Annotated in this window: 16 protein-coding genes; 6 read left to right on the plus strand and 10 right to left on the minus strand. The window is 69.8% G+C overall.

Going from position 1 to position 18,264, the window contains the following annotated elements:
* The first annotated feature begins 56 nt into the window (after positions 1–56).
* The 4 genes from OG714_RS45645 to OG714_RS45660 all read left to right on the plus strand — a co-directional run bounded on the left by OG714_RS45645 (position 57) and on the right by OG714_RS45660 (position 4,085).
* Positions 57–791, plus strand: a complete 735-nt coding sequence (locus OG714_RS45645) for an SDR family NAD(P)-dependent oxidoreductase (protein ID WP_406130060.1) — start codon at positions 57–59, stop codon at positions 789–791.
* A 50-nt stretch (positions 792–841) separates the two neighbouring features.
* Positions 842–1,465: an NADPH-dependent F420 reductase gene (locus OG714_RS45650; protein WP_406130062.1), complete on the plus strand. Its 624-nt coding sequence runs from the start codon at positions 842–844 to the stop codon at positions 1,463–1,465.
* 216 nt (positions 1,466–1,681) lie between these two features.
* Complete coding sequence (locus tag OG714_RS45655) at positions 1,682–3,256, plus strand: MFS transporter (RefSeq protein ID WP_406130064.1); 1,575 nt, start codon at positions 1,682–1,684, stop codon at positions 3,254–3,256.
* 100 nt (positions 3,257–3,356) lie between these two features.
* Positions 3,357–4,085, plus strand: coding sequence for a GntR family transcriptional regulator (locus tag OG714_RS45660; RefSeq protein WP_406130065.1), 729 nt, complete (start codon positions 3,357–3,359; stop codon positions 4,083–4,085).
* A 40-nt stretch (positions 4,086–4,125) separates the two neighbouring features.
* Here the strand turns inward: OG714_RS45660 and OG714_RS45665 are convergent, their stop codons facing one another.
* The 6 genes from OG714_RS45665 to OG714_RS45690 form a co-directional block, all read right to left on the minus strand.
* On the minus strand, positions 4,126–4,449 hold the full coding sequence (locus OG714_RS45665; protein ID WP_406130067.1) for an L-rhamnose mutarotase: 324 nt from the start codon (positions 4,447–4,449) through the stop codon (positions 4,126–4,128).
* Positions 4,446–5,972: a sugar ABC transporter ATP-binding protein gene (locus OG714_RS45670; RefSeq protein ID WP_406130069.1), complete on the minus strand. Its 1,527-nt coding sequence runs from the start codon at positions 5,970–5,972 to the stop codon at positions 4,446–4,448. Before OG714_RS45670 ends, OG714_RS45665 begins: the two co-directional genes overlap by 4 nt.
* Positions 5,969–7,012 carry an ABC transporter permease gene (locus tag OG714_RS45675; protein WP_406130071.1) on the minus strand — a complete coding sequence of 348 codons (1,044 nt, stop codon included), beginning with the start codon at positions 7,010–7,012 and terminating at the stop codon, positions 5,969–5,971. Before OG714_RS45675 ends, OG714_RS45670 begins: the two co-directional genes overlap by 4 nt.
* Positions 7,009–8,073 carry an ABC transporter permease gene (locus tag OG714_RS45680; RefSeq protein ID WP_406130073.1) on the minus strand — a complete coding sequence of 355 codons (1,065 nt, stop codon included), beginning with the start codon at positions 8,071–8,073 and terminating at the stop codon, positions 7,009–7,011. Before OG714_RS45680 ends, OG714_RS45675 begins: the two co-directional genes overlap by 4 nt.
* Positions 8,070–9,164, minus strand: a complete 1,095-nt coding sequence (locus OG714_RS45685) for a mandelate racemase/muconate lactonizing enzyme family protein (protein WP_406130074.1) — start codon at positions 9,162–9,164, stop codon at positions 8,070–8,072. The genes OG714_RS45680 and OG714_RS45685 overlap by 4 nt, the downstream gene beginning before the upstream one ends.
* Positions 9,165–9,250: 86 nt before the next feature.
* Entirely contained in the window at positions 9,251–10,342 is a 1,092-nt protein-coding gene (locus tag OG714_RS45690) for a sugar ABC transporter substrate-binding protein (RefSeq protein WP_406130076.1), read from the minus strand.
* 350 nt (positions 10,343–10,692) lie between these two features.
* Between OG714_RS45690 and OG714_RS45695 the strand changes: the two genes are divergently transcribed.
* The gene (locus OG714_RS45695; RefSeq protein WP_406130078.1) at positions 10,693–11,583 is read left to right on the plus strand and encodes a helix-turn-helix domain-containing protein; all 891 of its coding nucleotides are present in this window, start codon (positions 10,693–10,695) and stop codon (positions 11,581–11,583) included.
* 15 nt (positions 11,584–11,598) lie between these two features.
* Here OG714_RS45695 and OG714_RS45700 read toward each other — a convergent pair whose 3' ends face one another.
* The 3 genes from OG714_RS45700 to OG714_RS45710 form a co-directional block, all read right to left on the minus strand.
* Positions 11,599–12,414 (minus strand): SAM-dependent methyltransferase, encoded by an 816-nt coding sequence (locus OG714_RS45700; RefSeq protein ID WP_406130080.1) that lies wholly within the window; start codon positions 12,412–12,414, stop codon positions 11,599–11,601.
* 160 nt (positions 12,415–12,574) lie between these two features.
* Positions 12,575–13,762: an MFS transporter gene (locus OG714_RS45705; protein WP_406130081.1), complete on the minus strand. Its 1,188-nt coding sequence runs from the start codon at positions 13,760–13,762 to the stop codon at positions 12,575–12,577.
* Positions 13,763–14,533: 771 nt separating this feature from the next.
* Positions 14,534–16,315, minus strand: a complete 1,782-nt coding sequence (locus OG714_RS45710; protein ID WP_406130083.1) for a protein kinase domain-containing protein — start codon at positions 16,313–16,315, stop codon at positions 14,534–14,536.
* A 266-nt stretch (positions 16,316–16,581) separates the two neighbouring features.
* Here OG714_RS45710 and OG714_RS45715 point away from each other — a divergent pair, with 266 nt between their 5' ends.
* Positions 16,582–17,733 (plus strand): acyl-CoA dehydrogenase family protein, encoded by a 1,152-nt coding sequence (locus OG714_RS45715; protein WP_033278440.1) that lies wholly within the window; start codon positions 16,582–16,584, stop codon positions 17,731–17,733.
* Here the strand turns inward: OG714_RS45715 and OG714_RS45720 are convergent.
* Positions 17,727–18,257: a PaaI family thioesterase gene (locus tag OG714_RS45720; RefSeq protein ID WP_406130085.1), complete on the minus strand. Its 531-nt coding sequence runs from the start codon at positions 18,255–18,257 to the stop codon at positions 17,727–17,729. The genes OG714_RS45715 and OG714_RS45720 overlap by 7 nt on opposite strands.
* Positions 18,258–18,264 lie beyond the last annotated feature (7 nt).

The raw sequence follows: 18,264 nt of genomic DNA on the forward strand, positions 1-18,264 counted from the left end.
TCCCGCTCGATCGTCGCCTACGTTAAGTACACAGCTCGGTGTACAAAGGAGTGATCGTGGGAAAGCTCGATGGCAAGGTCGCGGTGATCACGGGCGGGTCGACCGGCATGGCGCTGGCCGGCGCGAAGCTGTTCGCCGAGGAAGGGGCTCATGTCTTCATCACGGGCCGGCGGCAGGAGGCACTGGATGACGCAGTCAAGGTGATCGGGCGGAACGTGACCGCCGTGCAGGGTGATGCGGCCGACCTGGCCGACCTGGACCGTTTGTACGAGACGGTCAGGCGGGACAAGGGCTCGATCGACGTGCTGTGGGCGAGTGCCGGCATGGGTGAGCAGGGCAAGCTCGGCGAGATCACCGAGGAGCAGTTCGATCGCGCGTTCTGGCTGAACGCGCGCGGCACGCTGTTCACGGTGCAGAAGGCGTTGCCGCTGCTCAACGACGGTGGCTCGATCTTCATGACCGGGTCGAACGCTTCACTCAGGGGTTTCCCCGGATGGAGTGTGTACGCGGGGAGCAAGGCCGTGCAGCAGGCCTGGGCCCGTGTGTGGCTGAACGAGCTGCGGGACCGGCGGATCCGGGTGAACGTGCTGACCCCCGGCCAGGTCGCCACGGCCAAGCAGGAGGAGTTGTTCGACGAGGAGACGAAGCGGCAGTTCGAGTCCCTGATCCCGCGGGGCGAGATGGGCCGTCCCGAGGAGATCGCGACGGTCGCGCTGTTCCTCGCCTCGGACGACTCGAGCTATGTGAACGGGCTGGAACTGACCACCGACGGCGGCACCACAGTGATCTGAACGGACACAGACAAAGCGAAAGTCCGAGAGCAAGGAAGAGAGCACACCTCATGAGCAGCATCAGCATCATCGGCACGGGGAACATGGCCCGAACCCTCGGCGCGCTGGCGATAGCGGGGGGCAACACCGTCGAGGTCATGGGCCGCGATCACGCCAAGTCCACCGACCTGGCCAAGGCTCTCGGCGACGGTGCCACGACAGGGGAGTGGGGTGCCGTCCCGGCCGGGGACATCGTCATCGTGGCCCTGTTGTTCGACGGTGTCGTTCCGGCCGTCGCCCACTACGGAGACGCCCTCGCGGGCAAGGTCATCGTCGACATCAGCAACCCCTTCAATTCCACGGCGGACGGTCTGGCCCACCGCGAGGTCACCTCGATCGCGCGGGAAGTCGCCGAGGTGGCCCCGGCCGGTGCCAGTGTGGTGAAGGGGTTCAACACCGTCTTCCGTCATGTCCTGGAGAACGGCCGGCCCGACATCTTCATCGCCGGCGACGATACGCAGGCCAAGGCGGACGTGGAGGTGTTCGTCAAGAGCCTCGGGATGCGCCCGATGGACGTCGGTGGCCTGGAAATGGCGCACTGGCTGGAAGGAGCGGGCGTGCTCACGATGGGCCTCGCCCGCCACGGGGTGGGCGGTTGGGACTTCGCCCTCGGCGTCACGGAAATTGCCGCCTGAGCTGCCCTGGAGGGGTGCGCGGGCCGGGTCGCAGTGAGATCGAGGCGCGTGGCCGAAGGCGATGAACTCCCCTTCATGGTGGTCGGGGTACTCGCCGCCACGGCCACCCGACTGCCGTGCCTCGACCGGATCCGCCCGTGTGGCTATACGCCATGTATGGTGAACCGATGTCGCTATACATGGCGTATAGCGAACCGGTGCCCTGGAGTCCGTCTGATGAGCACGGCAGTGAACGAGTCGAGTCCGTCGGACACGTCCCCCGCGGCCCGCCGGAAAGTGTTGAAAGCCCTCAGCGGGCTGCTGCTCGCCCTGTTCGTCTCCACCCTCAGCAGTACGGTCGTCTCCAGCGCACTGCCGAAGATCATCGGGGCGGTGCACGGGTCGCAGACGCAGTACACCTGGGTCGTCACCGCGACGCTCCTGACCACCACGGCGACGACGCCGATCTGGGGCAAGCTCGCCGACCTGTTCAGCAAGAAGACCCTCGTGCAGGTGTCCATCGCCGTCTTCGTGCTGGGTGCCCTGGCATCCGGGGTGAGCCAGACCGCGGGGCAGCTCATAGCCTCGCGGGCGCTGCAGGGGGTCGGGGTCGGAGGCGTGCAGGCGCTCGTCCAGATCACCCTCGCGGCGATGATCCCGCCACGCGAACGCGGCCGCTACAGCGGCTACTTGAGCAGTGTCACGGCGACGTCGACCATCGGCGGGCCGCTGCTCGGCGGCGTGATCGTCGACACCTCGTGGCTGGGGTGGCGCTGGTGCTTCTTCATCGGCGTACCGATCGCCGCCGTATCGCTGTTCATGCTCCAGCGGACGCTGAGCCTGCCCGTCCTCCGCCGTGAGAACGTCAAGATCGACTACCTGGGCGCGACCCTGATCGCCTCGGGCGTCAGCGTGCTGCTGGTGTGGGTGTCGTTCGTCGACAACTCCTTCGGCTGGGCCTCGTGGCAGACCGCGCTCATGGTGGCCGGCGGGCTGGTGCTGATCGGCGCGGCCGTGTGGGTGGAGTCGCGGGCCGCCGAACCCGTCGTACCGCTGCACATCGTGCGGCAGCGGACGACCGCGCTGGCGATCGTCGGCAGTCTCGCCGTCGGTACGGCGATGTTCGGTGCCGCGGTGTTCCTCAGCCAGTACTTCCAGCTCAGCCGTGGGCACAGTCCGACCGAGGCGGGTCTGCTGACGATTCCGATGATGGCCGGCATCCTCGTCGCCTCCACGGTCGCGGGCCGACTGATCAGCCGGACCGGGAAGATCAAGCCGTTCATCATCACCGGCGCCGTCCTCCTCACGGTCGGATTCGCCGTGCTCGGCACCATCGACTCCCGGACACCCATGCTCCTGCTGGGCGTGGCGATGCTGTGTGTCGGGATGGGCGTCGGCATGACGTTGCAGAACCTGGTGCTCGTCGTGCAGAACACCGTGCCGCTGAAGGACATCGGCTCGGCCAGCTCCACGGTGTCGTTCTTCCGGTCCCTCGGCGGCACGATCGGTGTCTCCGTCCTCGGCGCCGTACTCGCCCGGCACGTCCAGGACCAGATCGCACACGGACTCGCCTCCGCGGGACTGCGGACCACGGGCTCCGCCACGGATGTCTCCGCGCAGCCCGCCGCCGTACAGGAGATCATCCGTGTCGCCTACGGCGACGCCACCGCGCGGATCTTCCTCCTCTCCGCCGCCGCTGCCCTCCTCGCGGTGGTCGCCGCGCTCCTGCTGAAGCCGGTCAGCCTGCGCAGCAGCCTCGACCTGACCGAGAAGAGCGGGGGAACGGCGACCGTCGCGGCGGAGGCGGGGTGACGGGCCGAACCTGTCGTCGATGTTCTGCGGGCGGCCCTCTCTCACCCCGTCCACCTGGGTAAACTGTCGGGAACGTCAAGTGCCTTGAGAGGGAGTCGGGATGCCGCCGCACAGTCCTTCCGCGGCCGGGGTCCCGGACGAGGGCGAGGGTGACGAGCGGAGCGTGCCGCCCGTCCGGCAGGCGCTGTCGGACAGCGTGTACGAGCGCATCAAGGCGATGGTCATGGACCACGAGATCGCCCCCGGCGCCCGCGTCGGAATCGAGGCGCTGGCCCGCACCCTCAAGGTCTCGCCGACGCCCGTCCGGGAGGCGCTGGCCCGGCTGGAGGCCGACGGTCTGGTGGTGAAGCGGGCGCTCTCCGGATACCGGGCCACGCAGTTGCTCACCCGGCAGGGGCTCGGCGAACTCTTCGAGATGCGGCTGCTGTTGGAGCCGAAGGCCGCCGCGCTGGCCGCCGTCAACGCGACCGAGGCGCAACTCGACGGCCTTGAACGGATCGTCGAGGAGATGCAGGCCCACCCGAGCCCGAACGAACGGTACGCGTCGTACCGCGACTTCGCCGCCCTCGACCAGCGCTTCCACGAGGCGATCGGACAGGCCGCGCACCGACCACTGCTGGCGGACGCGGTGGAACGGCTCCACGCGCATCTGCACATCTTCAGGCTCAGCAAGGTGGTTGGCGCCTGGGGCCCCACCGTCGCCGAACACGAGCGGATCGTACGTGCCGTTCTGCGCCGCAACCCCGAGCGGGCGGCCGAGGCGATGACGGAGCACCTGACGCGCAGCCTGGAACGGCAGATCGAGGACGGCGAGGCGTCCGTCTCCTGAACGGCCGCCACAGAAACCGGAGTTGGGAGCCTGCCCCCGTTCACTCCATGAGGAACACCTGTTCCGCCGTGGCCCACCAGTCGCCGGGCGCCGCCTCCGGCACGGGCACCTGACAGGGGGCGGTGAGTTCCCACCACCGCTGTGTGGCCTCGTCCTCGGCCATCAGGGCCAGGTCCGCCGCGAGATCGTCGCCGTGGTACTCGAAATAGCTGAACAGGCGGTCGCCCAGCAGATGGATCGAGTAGTCGGAGATGTGGCTGCGCCGGATGCGGTCGAGCACCGGCTGGGGCACAGCGCGGTGCAACTCCCGGTATTCGTCCAGCCTTTCCGGGTGTACGGCGATGACCTGGGCCACGCGCTTCATGAGCGCACCGCGTCACGGTCGTGGATCAGGCGGATGACCCGGCCGCTCATGCGGTCGTAGTCGCGGTCGTTGTCGAGTTCGCCGCGGATGCGGTGGTCCGTCATGACGACGATGCGGTCGGCGAGGGTGACCATCTCCGCGAGGTCGCTGCTGATGAGGAGGATGGGCAGGCCGTCGCGGGCCAGGTCCCAGATCAGTTCGTGGAAGGCGCGCTTGGTGCGGACGTCGACACCCACCGTCGGCTCGTCGATGACCAGCAACCGGGTATCCGCGGCGAGCCACTTGGCAAGGCTGACCTTCTGCTGGTTCCCGCCCGACAGCTCACCCGCGTTCTGCCCGAGCCCCGAGACACGGATGCCGAGCCGGTCGACGAGGTCCTGCGCGACATCCCGCTCCTCGCGCGCGGAGACGAACCCGAGGGCCTTGGCGAGCCTCTTCCACACCGTCACCGTGATGTTGCGGACGATGGGCTGCTCCAGGAAGACGCCCTCCTCCTTGCGGTTCTCGGTGACGTAGCCGATGCCGAACTCGTGCAGGGCCTGGCGGGGTGAGGTGATGCGGACCGGGCTGCCGTGGACGCGGACCTCGCCGCCCGTGACGCGATCCAGGCCCAGCACCGCCTTGACCAGTTCGCTGCGCCCGGCGCCGACCAGTCCGTACAGACCGACGATCTCGCCGGGCCGGACCTCCAGGCTGATGTCACGGTGTCCGCCAGCCGTGGAGACCTTGTCCAGTACGAGAGTTGGGGTGGCGGTGCGGTCGACCGTGCGGGGGCGCATCTCCGTCGCCGCGTGGGCGCGGCCCACCATGAGGCCGACGATGTCGTCGTGGGTGTGGTCCGACAGGGGCGAGGACTCCAGGACCGACTTGCCGTCGCGCAGCACCGTGACCGTGTCGCAGACCGCGAAGACCTCCTCCAGCTTGTGGCTGACGAAGACGACACAGGCGCCACGGGCGGCCAGCCGCCGGATCACCTCGAAGAGGCGTTCCGTCTCCTGCGGGGAGAGGGACGCGGTCGGTTCGTCCAGCAGGAGGACCCGGCTCTCGGTGTAGAGGGCCTTGGCTATCTCCACCAACTGCTGTTGCGCTACGGACAGCTCACGCACCGGCCGTTGCGGGTCCAGGTCGACGCCGAGCTCCGCGAGGCACGCGAGGGCCGGTGCGGTCATGGCCTCGCGGTCGACCAGGCCACGGTGGGAGGGCGGGTTCTGGAGGGTAATGTTCTCCGCCACCGAGAAGCCCGGGATCAGGTTGCGTTCCTGGTGGACGACGCCGATGCCGGTACGGGTCGCCTCCAACGGCGAGCGCAGATGGACCTGTTGGCCGTTCCAGGCGAGGCTGCCGGCGTCGGGGGAGTGGACGCCGGTGAGGACCTTGATGAGGGTCGACTTGCCGGCGCCGTTCTCACCTAGGAGCGCGTGCACGCTGCCGGCGGTGAGCCGTAGACCCACGCCGTCCAGCGCCCGGACGCCGGGGAAGACCTTCACCAGGTCCTCGCATGCGAGAAGAACCGTGCCGCTCACTGGGCACCTCCGGTCTGCGGCAGGACGGCGCCGTCGGTCGTCGCGGACTTCTCCAGGCGCGTCTGGTGCAGCCGGCCACCGGCGACCGTGCCCAGCACGACCAGGCCGATCAGCAGGTTCACCCAGCTCGGGTCCAGTGAGAACTGGGCTCGCGCGGCATCGATCAGCCGCGTCACGAAGGCCGCAAGTACCGTGCCCAGTACGGCGATTGAACCGCCGGTGAGGGCGACGCCCCCGATGATCGGCGCGGCGAAGCTCGGCAGCAGCCAGTCGCCGCCGACGCTGCGGTTGACGCCGGGCAGCGAGGCCGTGGCGGTCACGGCGGCCACGCCGATCAGCAGCCCGGACAGGGTGTGCGCGGCCACGATCTGCCGGTCGGTGGAGATGCCGGACAGCCGGGCCGCGAGGGGGTTGCCGCCCGCGGCGAGGAGCCGTCGGCCCGCGACCGTGCGGTACATGAACGCGGCCAGCAGCGCCGCCGCGACGAGCGCGGTGACGAAGACGAGCGGGATGTTCAGCGGTGCGGCCGTGCCGAAGTCGCGCAGGGTGCGCGAGTATCCGTCGACGGTACGGGTGCCGGTGAGCCGGTACTGCGCCCCCAGGAGGATCGTCATCGTCGCGAGGGTGACGATGAACCCGTTGATCTGGGTGGCCACGATGGCGACACCGGTCGCCAGTCCGATGGCCGTCGCCGTCAGCAGGCCCACGATCACGGCGACTCCGGCGGGCACACCGTGGTCGGCCATGAGGACGCCCATCAGACAGGCGGTGAACCCGCCCAACGCGCCTACGGCCAGGTTGAGTTGACCCACGCACAGCGCCACCATCTGGGCCAGTCCGATGAGAATGGGAGTGGCCAGGTACTGGAGGAAGACCCGCACCGAAGGACCCTCGAAGAACGATCCCGACGAGGCGATGCCCAGTGCCAGGTATCCCGCCACGACCACGCACAGCAGCATCGCCGCCGTGGAACGGGAGAACCGGCGCAGTGCCGTGCCGCCCCAACTCCCCTGACCCGGCGTCACGTTCAAGCGGTTCATGTCGAACGCACCACCTTGCGATAGGACACCACCGTGCGGATCCGGTCGGCCGACAGGGCCAGCAGGAGGACACAGCCGAGATAGATGTTCAGGCTCTCCAGGCCCACGCCGAGCAGGTCGAGGCCCTTGCGGATCACACCGACCAGCGCGGTGCCGAGCAGCGTGCCCAGCACCGACACCACCCCGCCGGTCAGCAGGGTGCCGCCGAGTACCGCGCCCAGGAAGGAGGGCAGCATGAAGTCGTCGCCGATGGAGGCCCGGAACGTGCCGGTGCCGGCCGCCGCCATGAACCCGGCGAGCGCCGCGAGCAGCCCCGAGAGGGTGTGCGCCAGCAGGACCCGGCGTCCGGTGGGAATGCCGGACAGTTCCGCGGCGGCCGGATTGGCGCCGGTGAGCAGCAGTTCCCGGCCGATGCGCGTACAGCCGTAGAGGAAACCGAGGGCGAGCATTGCGAGGACCGTGAACTGGGCGATCTGCGGGACGGCGGGGGAGCCGCAGATGGGGCCCGCGCAGATGTCGGCGAGGGAGTAGGAGCGCAGGGCGTCGATTCCGGCGGGGTGGGTGGTGAAGGCGGCGTCGTCGGTGAGGGACGAGTACATGAGGGAGACCAGGCCCAGGAGGGCGAAGTCCATGGCCAGGGTGACGACGAAGGAGCTCACTCCGGTGCGGGCGATGAGCCAGCCGGTGACCGCGCCGATGGCGGCTCCGGCGGCCAGGCAGAGGAGCAGCCCGACCTGCATGGGGAGGCCGAGGCGGTCGTAGCTGAGGCCCGCGAACATGGCGCCGAAGGCGGCCATGCGGCCGACCGCGAGGTTCATGTGGCCGACGGACAGGGCGACCATCTGCGCGAGCGCGACCACGGTGAGAGTGGCGACGTCGCGGAGGAGGGGGAAGAGCACCAACTGCTGGTCCAGGAAGGCCGGTCGGAGTACGCCGAACAGGACGCTGAGCGCGATGACCAGGACCAGCAGGCCGAGTCGCTGGTTGACCCAGAACGGCATGCGGTGAGGGGCCGCCTTCTCCTCCGGGACGGTGTCCGGCGGGCTGATCGAGGTCGTCATGCCACCCTCCGGTCGTCCAGCGCGTCCGGGTCCCAGTCGATGCCGAGGCCCGGTACGTCGGGGGCCACTGCCATGCCGTCGCGGATGGTCAGTTCGGTGCGGGTCACCGCCCTCAACTGCGGGATGTACTCGACGTATTGGCCGTTCGGTACGGCGGCGGCGAGGCTCACGTGCAGTTCCATCAGGAAGTGCGGGCATACCGCGACGTTGTGGCTCTCCGCCAGGTGCGCGACCTTCAGCCACGGTGTGATGCCACCGATCCGGGCGGCGTCGACCTGAACGACGGACGCGGCACCGGCCTCCAGGTAACTGCGGAACTGCATGAGCGAGTACATGGACTCGCCGACGGCGACGGGGATGCGGGTCGCCGCCGCGAGCCGCGCGTGCCCGCTGATGTCGTCGGCGGGCAGCGGCTCCTCCAGCCAGTACGGGTCGTACGGCTCCAGCGCGGCCGCGAGCCGCAGGACGGAGGACGCCGTCTGGGACTGGTTGGCGTCGGTCATGATGTGCAGCGAGGGGCCGACGGCCTCGCGGACCGCGCGCAGGCGCTCCGCGTCCTCGGCGGGGTGCGGCCGGCCCACCTTGATCTTGACGCCCGCCCACCCCGACTCCTGGGCGCGCAGGGCGCTTTTGACCAGTTCCTCGGCGCTCAGATGGAGCCAGCCGCCCTCGGTGTCGTAGACCGGCACCTCCTGGTGGTGTCCGCCGGCCAGCCGCCACAGCGGTTCGCCCGCCCGCTTGCACCGCACGTCCCACAGGGCGGTGTCGACGGCGGCGAGGGCGAGTGAGGTGATGGCTCCGGTGGTGGTGGACCGGGTCAGCGCGAACAGCCGTTGCCACAGCGCCTCGACGTTGCGGGCGTCCTGCCCGACGAGCGCGGGCAGCAAGTGGTCGCGCAGCAGGGCGAGTACGGAGCTGCCGCCGGTGCCGATCGTGTAGGAGTAGCCGGTTCCCGCGAGGCCGTCCGCCGTCACCAGGTCGACCAGGACCGTCTCCTGTTTGACGAACGACTGCACCGCGTCGGTGCGGTCCTGCTCGACGGCGATGTCGGCCAGCCTCGCGGTCGCGGCCGTGATGATGCTGCTGCTCATTCAGCAATTCCGGTTTCTGTCGTGGGAGTTGGCCATCAGCGGTGCTTGGCCGCCGGCGGTGACCAGCCGTAAGGGGCGGCCGGCCGTCAGCCGCAGGAGAGGATCCTGTCGGCGAACTGCTTCTTCAGGTCGGCGGTCTTCGCCTGCCGCGCCTTGTCGTAGCCGGCGACGTTCGCCTTGGTGACGACGAACGAACCCGAGTCCACCTCCACGCCGGGAGAGCGCACCGTGCACTGCTTCGTCTGGAGCAGCGCCAGCGCCCAGACCCCGATCTCGGCCTGGCCGACCGGGTTCTGCACGACGGTGGCGGTGACTGTGCCCTGCTTGATGCCGCTGAGGATCTTGGCGTCGTCGTCGATGGCGATGACCTTCGCCTTCGACCCGGACGACTTGACGACGTCGGCCGCGGCGACGGCCGGGTTGTAGGCGGTCGCGACAATGCCCGTGATCTGACTGCCCTTTGCCGCCATCAGGTCGGACACCGCCTTCTGCGCGGTCTGCAGGTCCGTGTCGATGTCGGTGATGGTCTGGAGGAGCTTCACCTTGCCGCCCGACTCCTGCACGGCCTGGGCGACGCCCTTGATCCTCAACTGGGTATTGGCGTCTACGTTGTTGCCGGTGACGTGGACCAGGGTGCCCTTGCCGCCCATGGCCGCGATCGCCGCCTTCGCGGCTTTGTAGGCGGCGAGTTGGACGTCCGTGGAGAGACAGAAGTCGGCCTCGTCCTTGTCGCCCGCCGGGCACGAACCCAGTGAAGCCACCGGGAAACCCTGCGACTTGAGGTCCGTGAAGGTCGAGTTGATGTCGGTGGGGGAGACGCCGAACACCCCGAACGCGTTGTAGCCGCGGGCCGCGAGCGTGGACAGCAGGTTGTTCTGCTTCTGCTGGTCCCACTCCGCCGTCTCGTCGAAGGCGACGGCTCCGAGGCCGTACGTCTTCATCGCGGCGGCGCCCGTGGTCTTCCAGGGCTGGAAGTACGGGTGGGCGCCGCCGGGCACGAGGGCGACCTTGGTCCCGGAGCCGTCCACGAGTTCGGCGCCGGCACCGGTTCGAGCGGCCGGCGTGGCCTGACTGCCCGACTGCGCACCCGAGTTCTTGTAGGTACAGGCCGCTGTTCCCGAGGCCAGCAACACGGCCGCGACAACTCCGGGCAGGACAGATCTGGTTGGGAAGCGCATGACCCACCCCTGCGGATTCAGATAGAAATCAGATAGGAAATCGATGCGGCGATCGTGAGGGAGGAACCTGCGCCCGTCAAGACTTCCGGCACGAACAGGTGTGATGGCTAGGTAGTTTGTGGCTCTGGGGGCGCGCACCCGTACCCCTCGTCAGGTAAGGCCAGGCCGCAAATCATATAGGAAATATCTACAGGTCGGCCTGGCCGTAAAGGTGCAGATCATTCCCGCAACTCGAAGATCGCGGGCCCGGCAACCCTCTAGGATGGCTGGCTTCAGCGTTCGCGGTCGGGCAGGTCGCAGACGTGCAAGTCGTGGGTGTGCAGGGGCAGTTCACCGCAAGGAGTTGGCGCATGGGTTCCGATGAGGTCTTGACCACGCCGTTGGACGGGTTGTCGGCCGGCCCCGTGGTGCCGCGGCTGGTGCTGGGCGCACGGCTGCGTGAACTCCGGGAAGAGCGGCCCATCTCCCGCCAGGCCGCGGGCGACGCCATCCGCGCCTCCCGCTCCAAGATCAGCCGCCTGGAGGCGGGCCGCCACCGCTTCAAGCCGCGCGACGTGGCCGACCTGCTCACGCTCTACGGCGTCACGGACGACGCCGAGCGTGCCACCCTGCTGGCCCTCGCGGAGGAGGCCAACTCCCCAGCGTGGTGGCAGCACTTCAACGACGTGGTGCCCACGTGGACGCGCGCCTATCTCGGGGCCGAACAGGCGGCGAGCCTCGTCCGCTGCTTCGAGGTCCAACGCGTTCCCCACCTGCTCCAGACCCCCGACTACGCGCGCGCCTCCCTCAGGCTCGCCCACTCGGGCGCCGACGGGGCGGAACTCGACCGACGGGTCAAACTACGGATGACACGGCAGCGGATTCTGCGCCGACGGCCGGCGGCACAGCTCTGGGCCGTGATCGACGAGGCTGCGCTGCGTCGCCCGGTGGGCGGGATCGCCACGATGCGCGCCCAGTTGAGGCATCTCATCGAGATCTGCCGGCTGCCGCAGGTCACCGTCCAGGTGATGCCGTTCCTCGCGGGCGGACACGCGGGGGAGGCCGGGCCGGTCACCATCCTGCGGCTGCCCGGGGGCCGGCTGCCCGACATGGTCTACCTGGAGCAGAGGGTCACCGCGCTGTATCCCGACCGGCCGACCGAGATCGAGTGCTACTGGGACGTCATGAACCGGCTGGTGGTGGAGGCTGAATCGCCGGAGGAGACTCCGACGATCCTGCATCGCATCCTTCAGGAGACGTGAACTGCCGGGCGGAATCTAGCGCTTGAGGGCGACCCCGCCGTACTGGTGCACCTCGGCCGGCAGGCCCCAGGCGCTGTCGTCGGGGCGCCAGCGGGAGCAGGACGCCACGCCCGGTTCGAGCAGTTCCAGCCCCTCGAAGAAGCCCGCGATCTGCTCGGGGCTGCGCAGGATGTACGGGATCGAACCGCCCTCGTTGTACTGGCGGATGGCGTCGACGTAGGCCTCGCTGGTGTCGGTGCTGTCGTAGTGCACGAGGTAGCTGCCGGAGGGCAGGGCGTCCACCAGGCGTCGTACGATCGCGCGCGCCTCGTCGTAGTCCTCGATGTGGCCCAGGATGCCCATCAGCATGAGGGCGACGGGCTTGTCGAAGTCGAGTGTCTTGCCGGCCTCGCGGACGATGGTGACCGGGTCGCGCAGGTCGGCGTCGACGTAGTTGGTGACGCCCTCCGAGGAACTGGTGAGCAGCGCGCGGGCGTGGGCCAGCACCAGCGGGTCGTTGTCGACGTAGACGATGCGGCACTCGGGGACCACCCGCTGGGCTATCTCGTGGGTGTTGTCCACGCTGGGCAGCCCGGTCCCGATGTCCAGGAACTGCCGGATGCCCTCCTCGGCGGCGAGATGGCGGACGGCGCGGGCGAGGAAGTACCGGGCGGCACGGGCTCCGGTCTCTATGCCGGGGAAGATCTCGCGGAACGCGTCGCCGGCGACACGGTCCACCTCGTAGTTGTCCTTGCCGCCCAGCCAGTAGTTCCAGATCCGGGCCGACTGCGGCACGGTGGTGTCGAACCTGGCGAGCGGATCCTGCTCGGAGTTGTCTGCCGCTTCGGTCATGGAAGCTCCTGTGCGTGCGCGGTGAGAACCACGGAACCGTCGAAGATCGGCCGTGGGTACCCACGTTATTCCCCTGTGGCGCGACCCGTGGGCCTCGTCGGCCCCAACTGCGTGTACCGGCCCGCTCGTTGGCTTGTTCACTGCGCCCGGTGACGTGGAATCAGCCTTCTGCCGCGTGCCGGGTCAGGAATCCGATGCCGGCCGCGACGGCGGCGAGTACGGCGACGCTGGTGAGGGCGGCGGGGAGGGAGTACCAGTCCGCCATGAAGCCGATGGCTGGCGGTCCCAGGAGCATGCCGCCGTAGCCGAGGGTGGAGGCGATGGCGACGCCGTCGGGGCCGGCGAGGGTGCCGGCGCGTTCGACGGCGACGGGGAAGAGGTTGGCGAGGCCGAGCCCGGTGATGACGAAGCCGAGGACGGCGGCCCACAGGGTGGGCGCGAGGGCCCCGAGCAGCATGCCGAGGGCGGCGGTCGCGCCGCCGGAGACGAGGGTGCGGGTGCGGCCGAGGCGTTCGAGGAGCCGGGTGCCGGTGAGCCGGCCGGCGGTCATGGCGAGCGCGAAGCAGGAGTAGCCGAGGGCGGCGGCGCCGGCGGTGGCGTCGAGGTCCTGTTCCAGGTGCAGGGCGCTCCAGTCGGCGAGGGCTCCTTCACCGAAGGCGGTGCAGAGGGCGATCAGGCCGAAGGTGAAGACGAGGCCGCGGGTGCGGGGGTCGAGGCGGCGGGGGGTGGTCTCCTGCTTCGGGGAGTCCTTGGGGGGATCGGTGGGTTCGGGGAGTGCGGGGGGCTGGAGGCGCAGCAGGTCGCGTCCTACGACGGCGGTGACGAGCAGGCCGATCATGGTGAGGCCGAACAGGTGCTGGGTCGGGGTGAGGAACCCGGCGACCAGTCCGCCCAGCCCGGCGCCGACCATGCCGCCGAGGCTGAACGCGGCGTGGAAGCTGGGCATGATGGGCCGCCGCATGGCCCTGACCAGGTCGACCGCCGCGCTGTTGAACGCGACGTTGATCCCGCCGTAGGCCGCGCCGAAGACCAGCAGGACGAGGCCGAGGGTGAGCGGTGAGTGGGTGAGCGGGGGGAGGGAGACGCTCAGGGACAGCAACACGGCGCAGACGACGGTGACTTGGTGGTTGCCGTAGCGGTGGCAGAGGCGGCCGGTGAGCATCATCGTGATGACGGCACCGGCGGAGACGCCGAGCAGGGCGAGGCCGAGGGTGCTGGCGGAGGCGCCGGTCTGTTCCTTGATGGCGGGGATGCGGACGACCCAGCCGGCGAAGATGAAGCCGTCGAGGGCGAAGAACGCGGTGAGGGTGATCCGGAGGCGGGTCAGGTCGGTGGGGGTGCCCGGCACGGCGTTGTGCGTTCGGGGTTTGTTTATTTGCGGCACAAAGTCAGGCTAGGCGGGGGTCGCGTCCAGGGCAAGGGGGTCGGTGGGCACCTTGGGCGAGGCGCGGCTCGCCCCAGGCGTTGCCCGTGGACCACCTCGGGGGCGTCGGCAGCCGGATCTGGAGAGGCATGAACGGACGGGTGTGTCCGCCGACTCGTCGGCCTCCCGCGGCGATGGTGAGGACCACGAGTTCGGCCGGGACAACCGGTCCCACGGGCGGGGCGGGTCGGGGCGGGTCGGGTCGGTCCGACCGGCGGCGGGTCCAGCTCGGCCTCGGACCGCGCGAACGCCTCACTGCGGCCCCGCATGCAGCAGACCATTGGAAAACGCGTGTCTCCGCCCCGTACGCCTACGTAAAGACACCCCGCCGAACAATCCCGCGGGAAGGGTGGAGCGTCGTGCTGTACGACCTCATGCATCCGATCGTCAGCCGTCGCGATCCGATCACCCCCGACTGAAGTCGCCGGTCGGGCGTGATCGCCGTAGCCGAAGGGCGTCCGGTGCGACGCCCGGATGATCGTGACAGTGGTGGCTCGGGAGCGGGTGCCACCCTGCCGGGCAGGGCTGGATGACGGCGTCCTGGGCGTCGCGGGCCCACCACGAGCCGTGTGCCGTGACGATCAGGGGGAGCGCGGGAGTCGGCCGGTCGGGTGCCGTGGACAGCGCACCACCGCGCGGGGTTTCGCCGACGGTACCGCTCCGGGGATCCTTGAACGCCGTGTTACCCAGGTCGGGTCACTCCGTACTGCGCAGGGCGAGCCAGGTCGCGTGCTTCACGATGCCGTCGGCGTCCAGCAGTCTGTCGCTCTGGAAGCTCCGCACCGCCGACTCGGTTCCGGCGCCGAAGTCGCCGTCCACGCCGGTGCTCCCGACGTCGTATCCGCGCTTCGTCAGCATGCACTGCACCTGGAGCACACGCTTGCCGCTGTCTCCGAGGCGCGTGCGTCCGTTGCCGCGGTAGTACGTGCAGTCCGAGATCCAGGCCGGGGTCGCGGGTTCTGTGGTGGGCGGACTGCTCGGGGACGAGGAGGGAGTCGCGTCGGCCGGGGCACTGGGATCGGCGTCGGTAGCGGAAGGAGTGGCGTGCACCGCCGATGCGGCGGAGCCCGAGTCCTCGGGGTGCGAGGCCGCGCCGTCGGGGTTCGCGGCGCCGTCGGCGCTCTTGCCGGAGGCGGCTTTGGCGTCCGAGGCCCCGGGCGTCGGTGAGAAGGCGGTGCCGCCGGGCAGGGTGCGGCCGGTCGTCGTGGCGGACCCCGGGGCGGAAGCGGCGGGCGGGGCGTCCTGGCGGCTGAGCACGAAGCCCCCTGCGGCCACAGCGCAGACGGCGAGGCCCGCGGCGACGGCCCGTACCGACTTCTTCCGTGCCCAGGTGCGGACCCGGCTCTCCTGGGGGCGTGCCGACGGTGTGCCGGAGGCGGCCTCGGCGGCCACCACCAGTGGTTCGAGAACGGGCGGACCAGGTCGGCCGTCCTGCCCGGCCGGTGCCGACGGCATCGCCACCGGCCGTTCGTCCGGAGACCGTAACCGGGCTTGCGGTGCGCCGGGGAGGCGGTACAGCACCTCGTACGCCCGCTGCCGGGCCAGCAGTTGGCCGGCCAGCGGCTCGGGCCACACGGTCGTCTCGGTGCGTGACCCGGCCGCGTTGACCAAGTCCTGCCCGGTGGGCCGCCGTTCGGGCTCCTTGGCCAGGCAGGCGGTCAGCAGCGAGCCGAGCGCCGCGTCCGCCGCCGAGATCTCGGCGAGCAGCTCGGGGTCCGGCTCCTCGAACGCCACCCGGTGCATCACGTCGATCCCCGTACCGTCGCCGAAAGGGGCACGCCCCACCGCCGCGTACACCAGGGTCCCGGCGAGTGAGAACACGTCCGACGCCGTGTCGGATCTGCCGGTCCTCAGGTGTTCCGGCGACATGTAGGCCGGAGTTCCCACCCGGACACCCGTGCCGGTGATCGTGCTGGCGTCCATGGCCTTCGAAATGCCGAAGTCGATCACATGCGCGCCTCCGACGGACAACAGCACGTTGGACGGCTTCAGATCCCGGTGCACGATCCCCGCGGCCGCGAGGTCGGCCAGCGCCTGCCCCAGCTCCGCCACCAGACGCCAGACCGCGGCCGTCTCCAGGTCGCCGTGCTCACGTACGGCGTGCGCCAGATCGAGCCCCGGGAGGTACTCGGTGGCCATCCACAGCAACTCGTCCTGGAAGCCCGTGCCGCACAGCCTCGGTGTGTGCGACGTGCTGACCCGTTCGTGCACCGATGCCTCACGCTCGAACCGGCGCCGGAAGCCGGGATCGTCCGCGTACTCCGGCCTGATCACCTTCACCGCGGCCAGACCGGGGCTGCCGTCCGCTGGACGCGCGAGGTAGACCCGCCCCATACCGCCGCTGCCGAGCAGGGCCAGCGGCGCATAGGGGCCGATGCGATCCGGGTCGCCGAGGCGCAGGGGTGCGGCACCGGTCTGCCGCAGTGCGGCGGCCTCGTTCGTCGCCAGGTCCGATGGCAGCGGCCGCTGTTCTGACACGGATCCCCCGAAGTGATGTGCGCCGTACGTCAGTTCGGCCCCAAGGATTGACGAGGCTATCCGAGCCGTGGCGTCCGGTCAGGGTTTCCCGCACTTCCGTTGCCCCAGGGCTGTTCGGGGTGCCGCGATCAAGTCCCCCGGGAAGGGGACTTCTCCACCAGTGCCGAGTTCCTCAAGCGTGGGAGGTGCATTCCTATCAGGCCACCCTATCCGCTAACATAGAATAATTAGCTAGATGAATAGCCTAGTGCTGTCGAGGAGTGGCCGTGGACTTCGGGCTGACCGACGAGCAGGACCTGTTGCGCGCGACGGCACGGCAGTTCGTCGCCGACGTGTGCCCGGCCGAGAAGGCCAAGCGGTGGGACGAGGAGGGCGTCGTGCCGCCCGAGTTGTTCCGCGGCATGGCGGATCTGGGGTGGTTCTCCCTCCCGTTCAGTGAGGAGGAGGGCGGCGACGGTGGCGGCCCGCTCGAACTCATCCTGATCGCCGAGGAGTTGGGGCGGGCCAGTTTCGACGTCGCGATGTGCTACATCGGCGTGCTGATCCCGGGGATCACCGTGTTCCGGTGGGGGAGCGAAGCACAGCGCGACTTCATCCGTGAGCAGGTGATGACGGGGCGCCACCGGCTCGCCGTCGGCCTCAGCGAGCCGGACAGCGGGTCCGACGCCGCCGCCCTGCGTACCACCGCCGAGGATCACGGCGACCAGTTCCTCGTCCGCGGGCAGAAGGCGTGGTGCACGGGCGGCGGCCTGCCCGACACGACCATCGCGACCTATGTGCGGACCGGGCCCCGCGAGCCCAAGCACGGCGGCATCAGCCTGCTGCTCGTGGACCCCGCGACGGACGGCGTCGAGGTGCGGCGGACGCCGACGCTGGCCCGGCACATCCTCGGCACCAACGAGGTCTTCTTCAACGACGCCCTGGTCCCCAAGGAGAACCTCGTCGGACCGCGCGACGAGGGCTGGAAGGTCATGCTCTCCAACATCGAACTGGAGAAGGTGATCATCACCGGCGGGTATCTGGGCGCGGCGCAGGCCACGTTGGACGAGATGCTGGAGTACTCCCGCACGCGGCACGCCTTCGGCCGGCCGATCGGGAACTTCCAGGCCCTCGCCCACGCCATGGCCGACCTCCAGACGGAGATCGACTCCGCCCGGCTGCTCGCGTACCGCGCCGCCTGGCTGCTCGCCCAGGGCAAGCCGTGCACCCGGGAGGGCTCGATGGCCAAGCTGAAGGGGTCGGAGACGTATGTGGCGGCCGCCCGGCTCGGGATGCAGGTGTGTGCCGGGCACGGCTTCTCGACCGAGAGCGTGATGAGCTTCCGCTACCGGGAGTCCATCGTGGCCACGATCTCCGGGGGAACCAGCCAGATCCAGCGCAACGGGATCGCCCGGAGCATGGGGCTGCGGTCCTACTGACCCGCGCCCTCGCCCTTGGCCTCCTGGGCGGCCAGCCACTCCTCGTGCCGCGCGAAGTGGCCCTGGTCGCGGGTCACCCAGATCCCGGAGGCCCGGGCCAGCACGGCGCGGGTCGGCAGCAGCACCATCTCGCCCGCGATGTACCAGCGCCGGCCCTCCCGGCGTTCGACCCGGGCCCGGACCTCCAGCGGCCGTTCCACCGGCACCGGCTTCACGAAGCTCACGCTCAGTTCCGCCGTGACGCTCAACACCCGGTGCAGCAGCGGGAGATGACCGAGACAGTCGTCCAGTACGGCCGCCGTCCAACCGCCGTGCGCGACATTCGGGCCGCCCTCCTGCGAGCGCGGGCAGACGAGTCCGAAGCACGCCACGCCGTCCTCGTCGAGCCGCTCGCGCTCCACGCCCAGGCGACAGGAACCGGTGACACGGCAGGCACCGCACAGCGCCACCCCACCCTGGGTGCGCGGCGGCTCCAGAAAGTCCGACCCGGCCCACACTCCGGTCTCACCGGTTCCCATCGACATGCTGTGA

Source organism: Streptomyces sp. NBC_00989 (assembly GCF_045162655.1).
Taxonomy (GTDB): Bacteria; Actinomycetota; Actinomycetes; order Streptomycetales; family Streptomycetaceae; genus Streptomyces.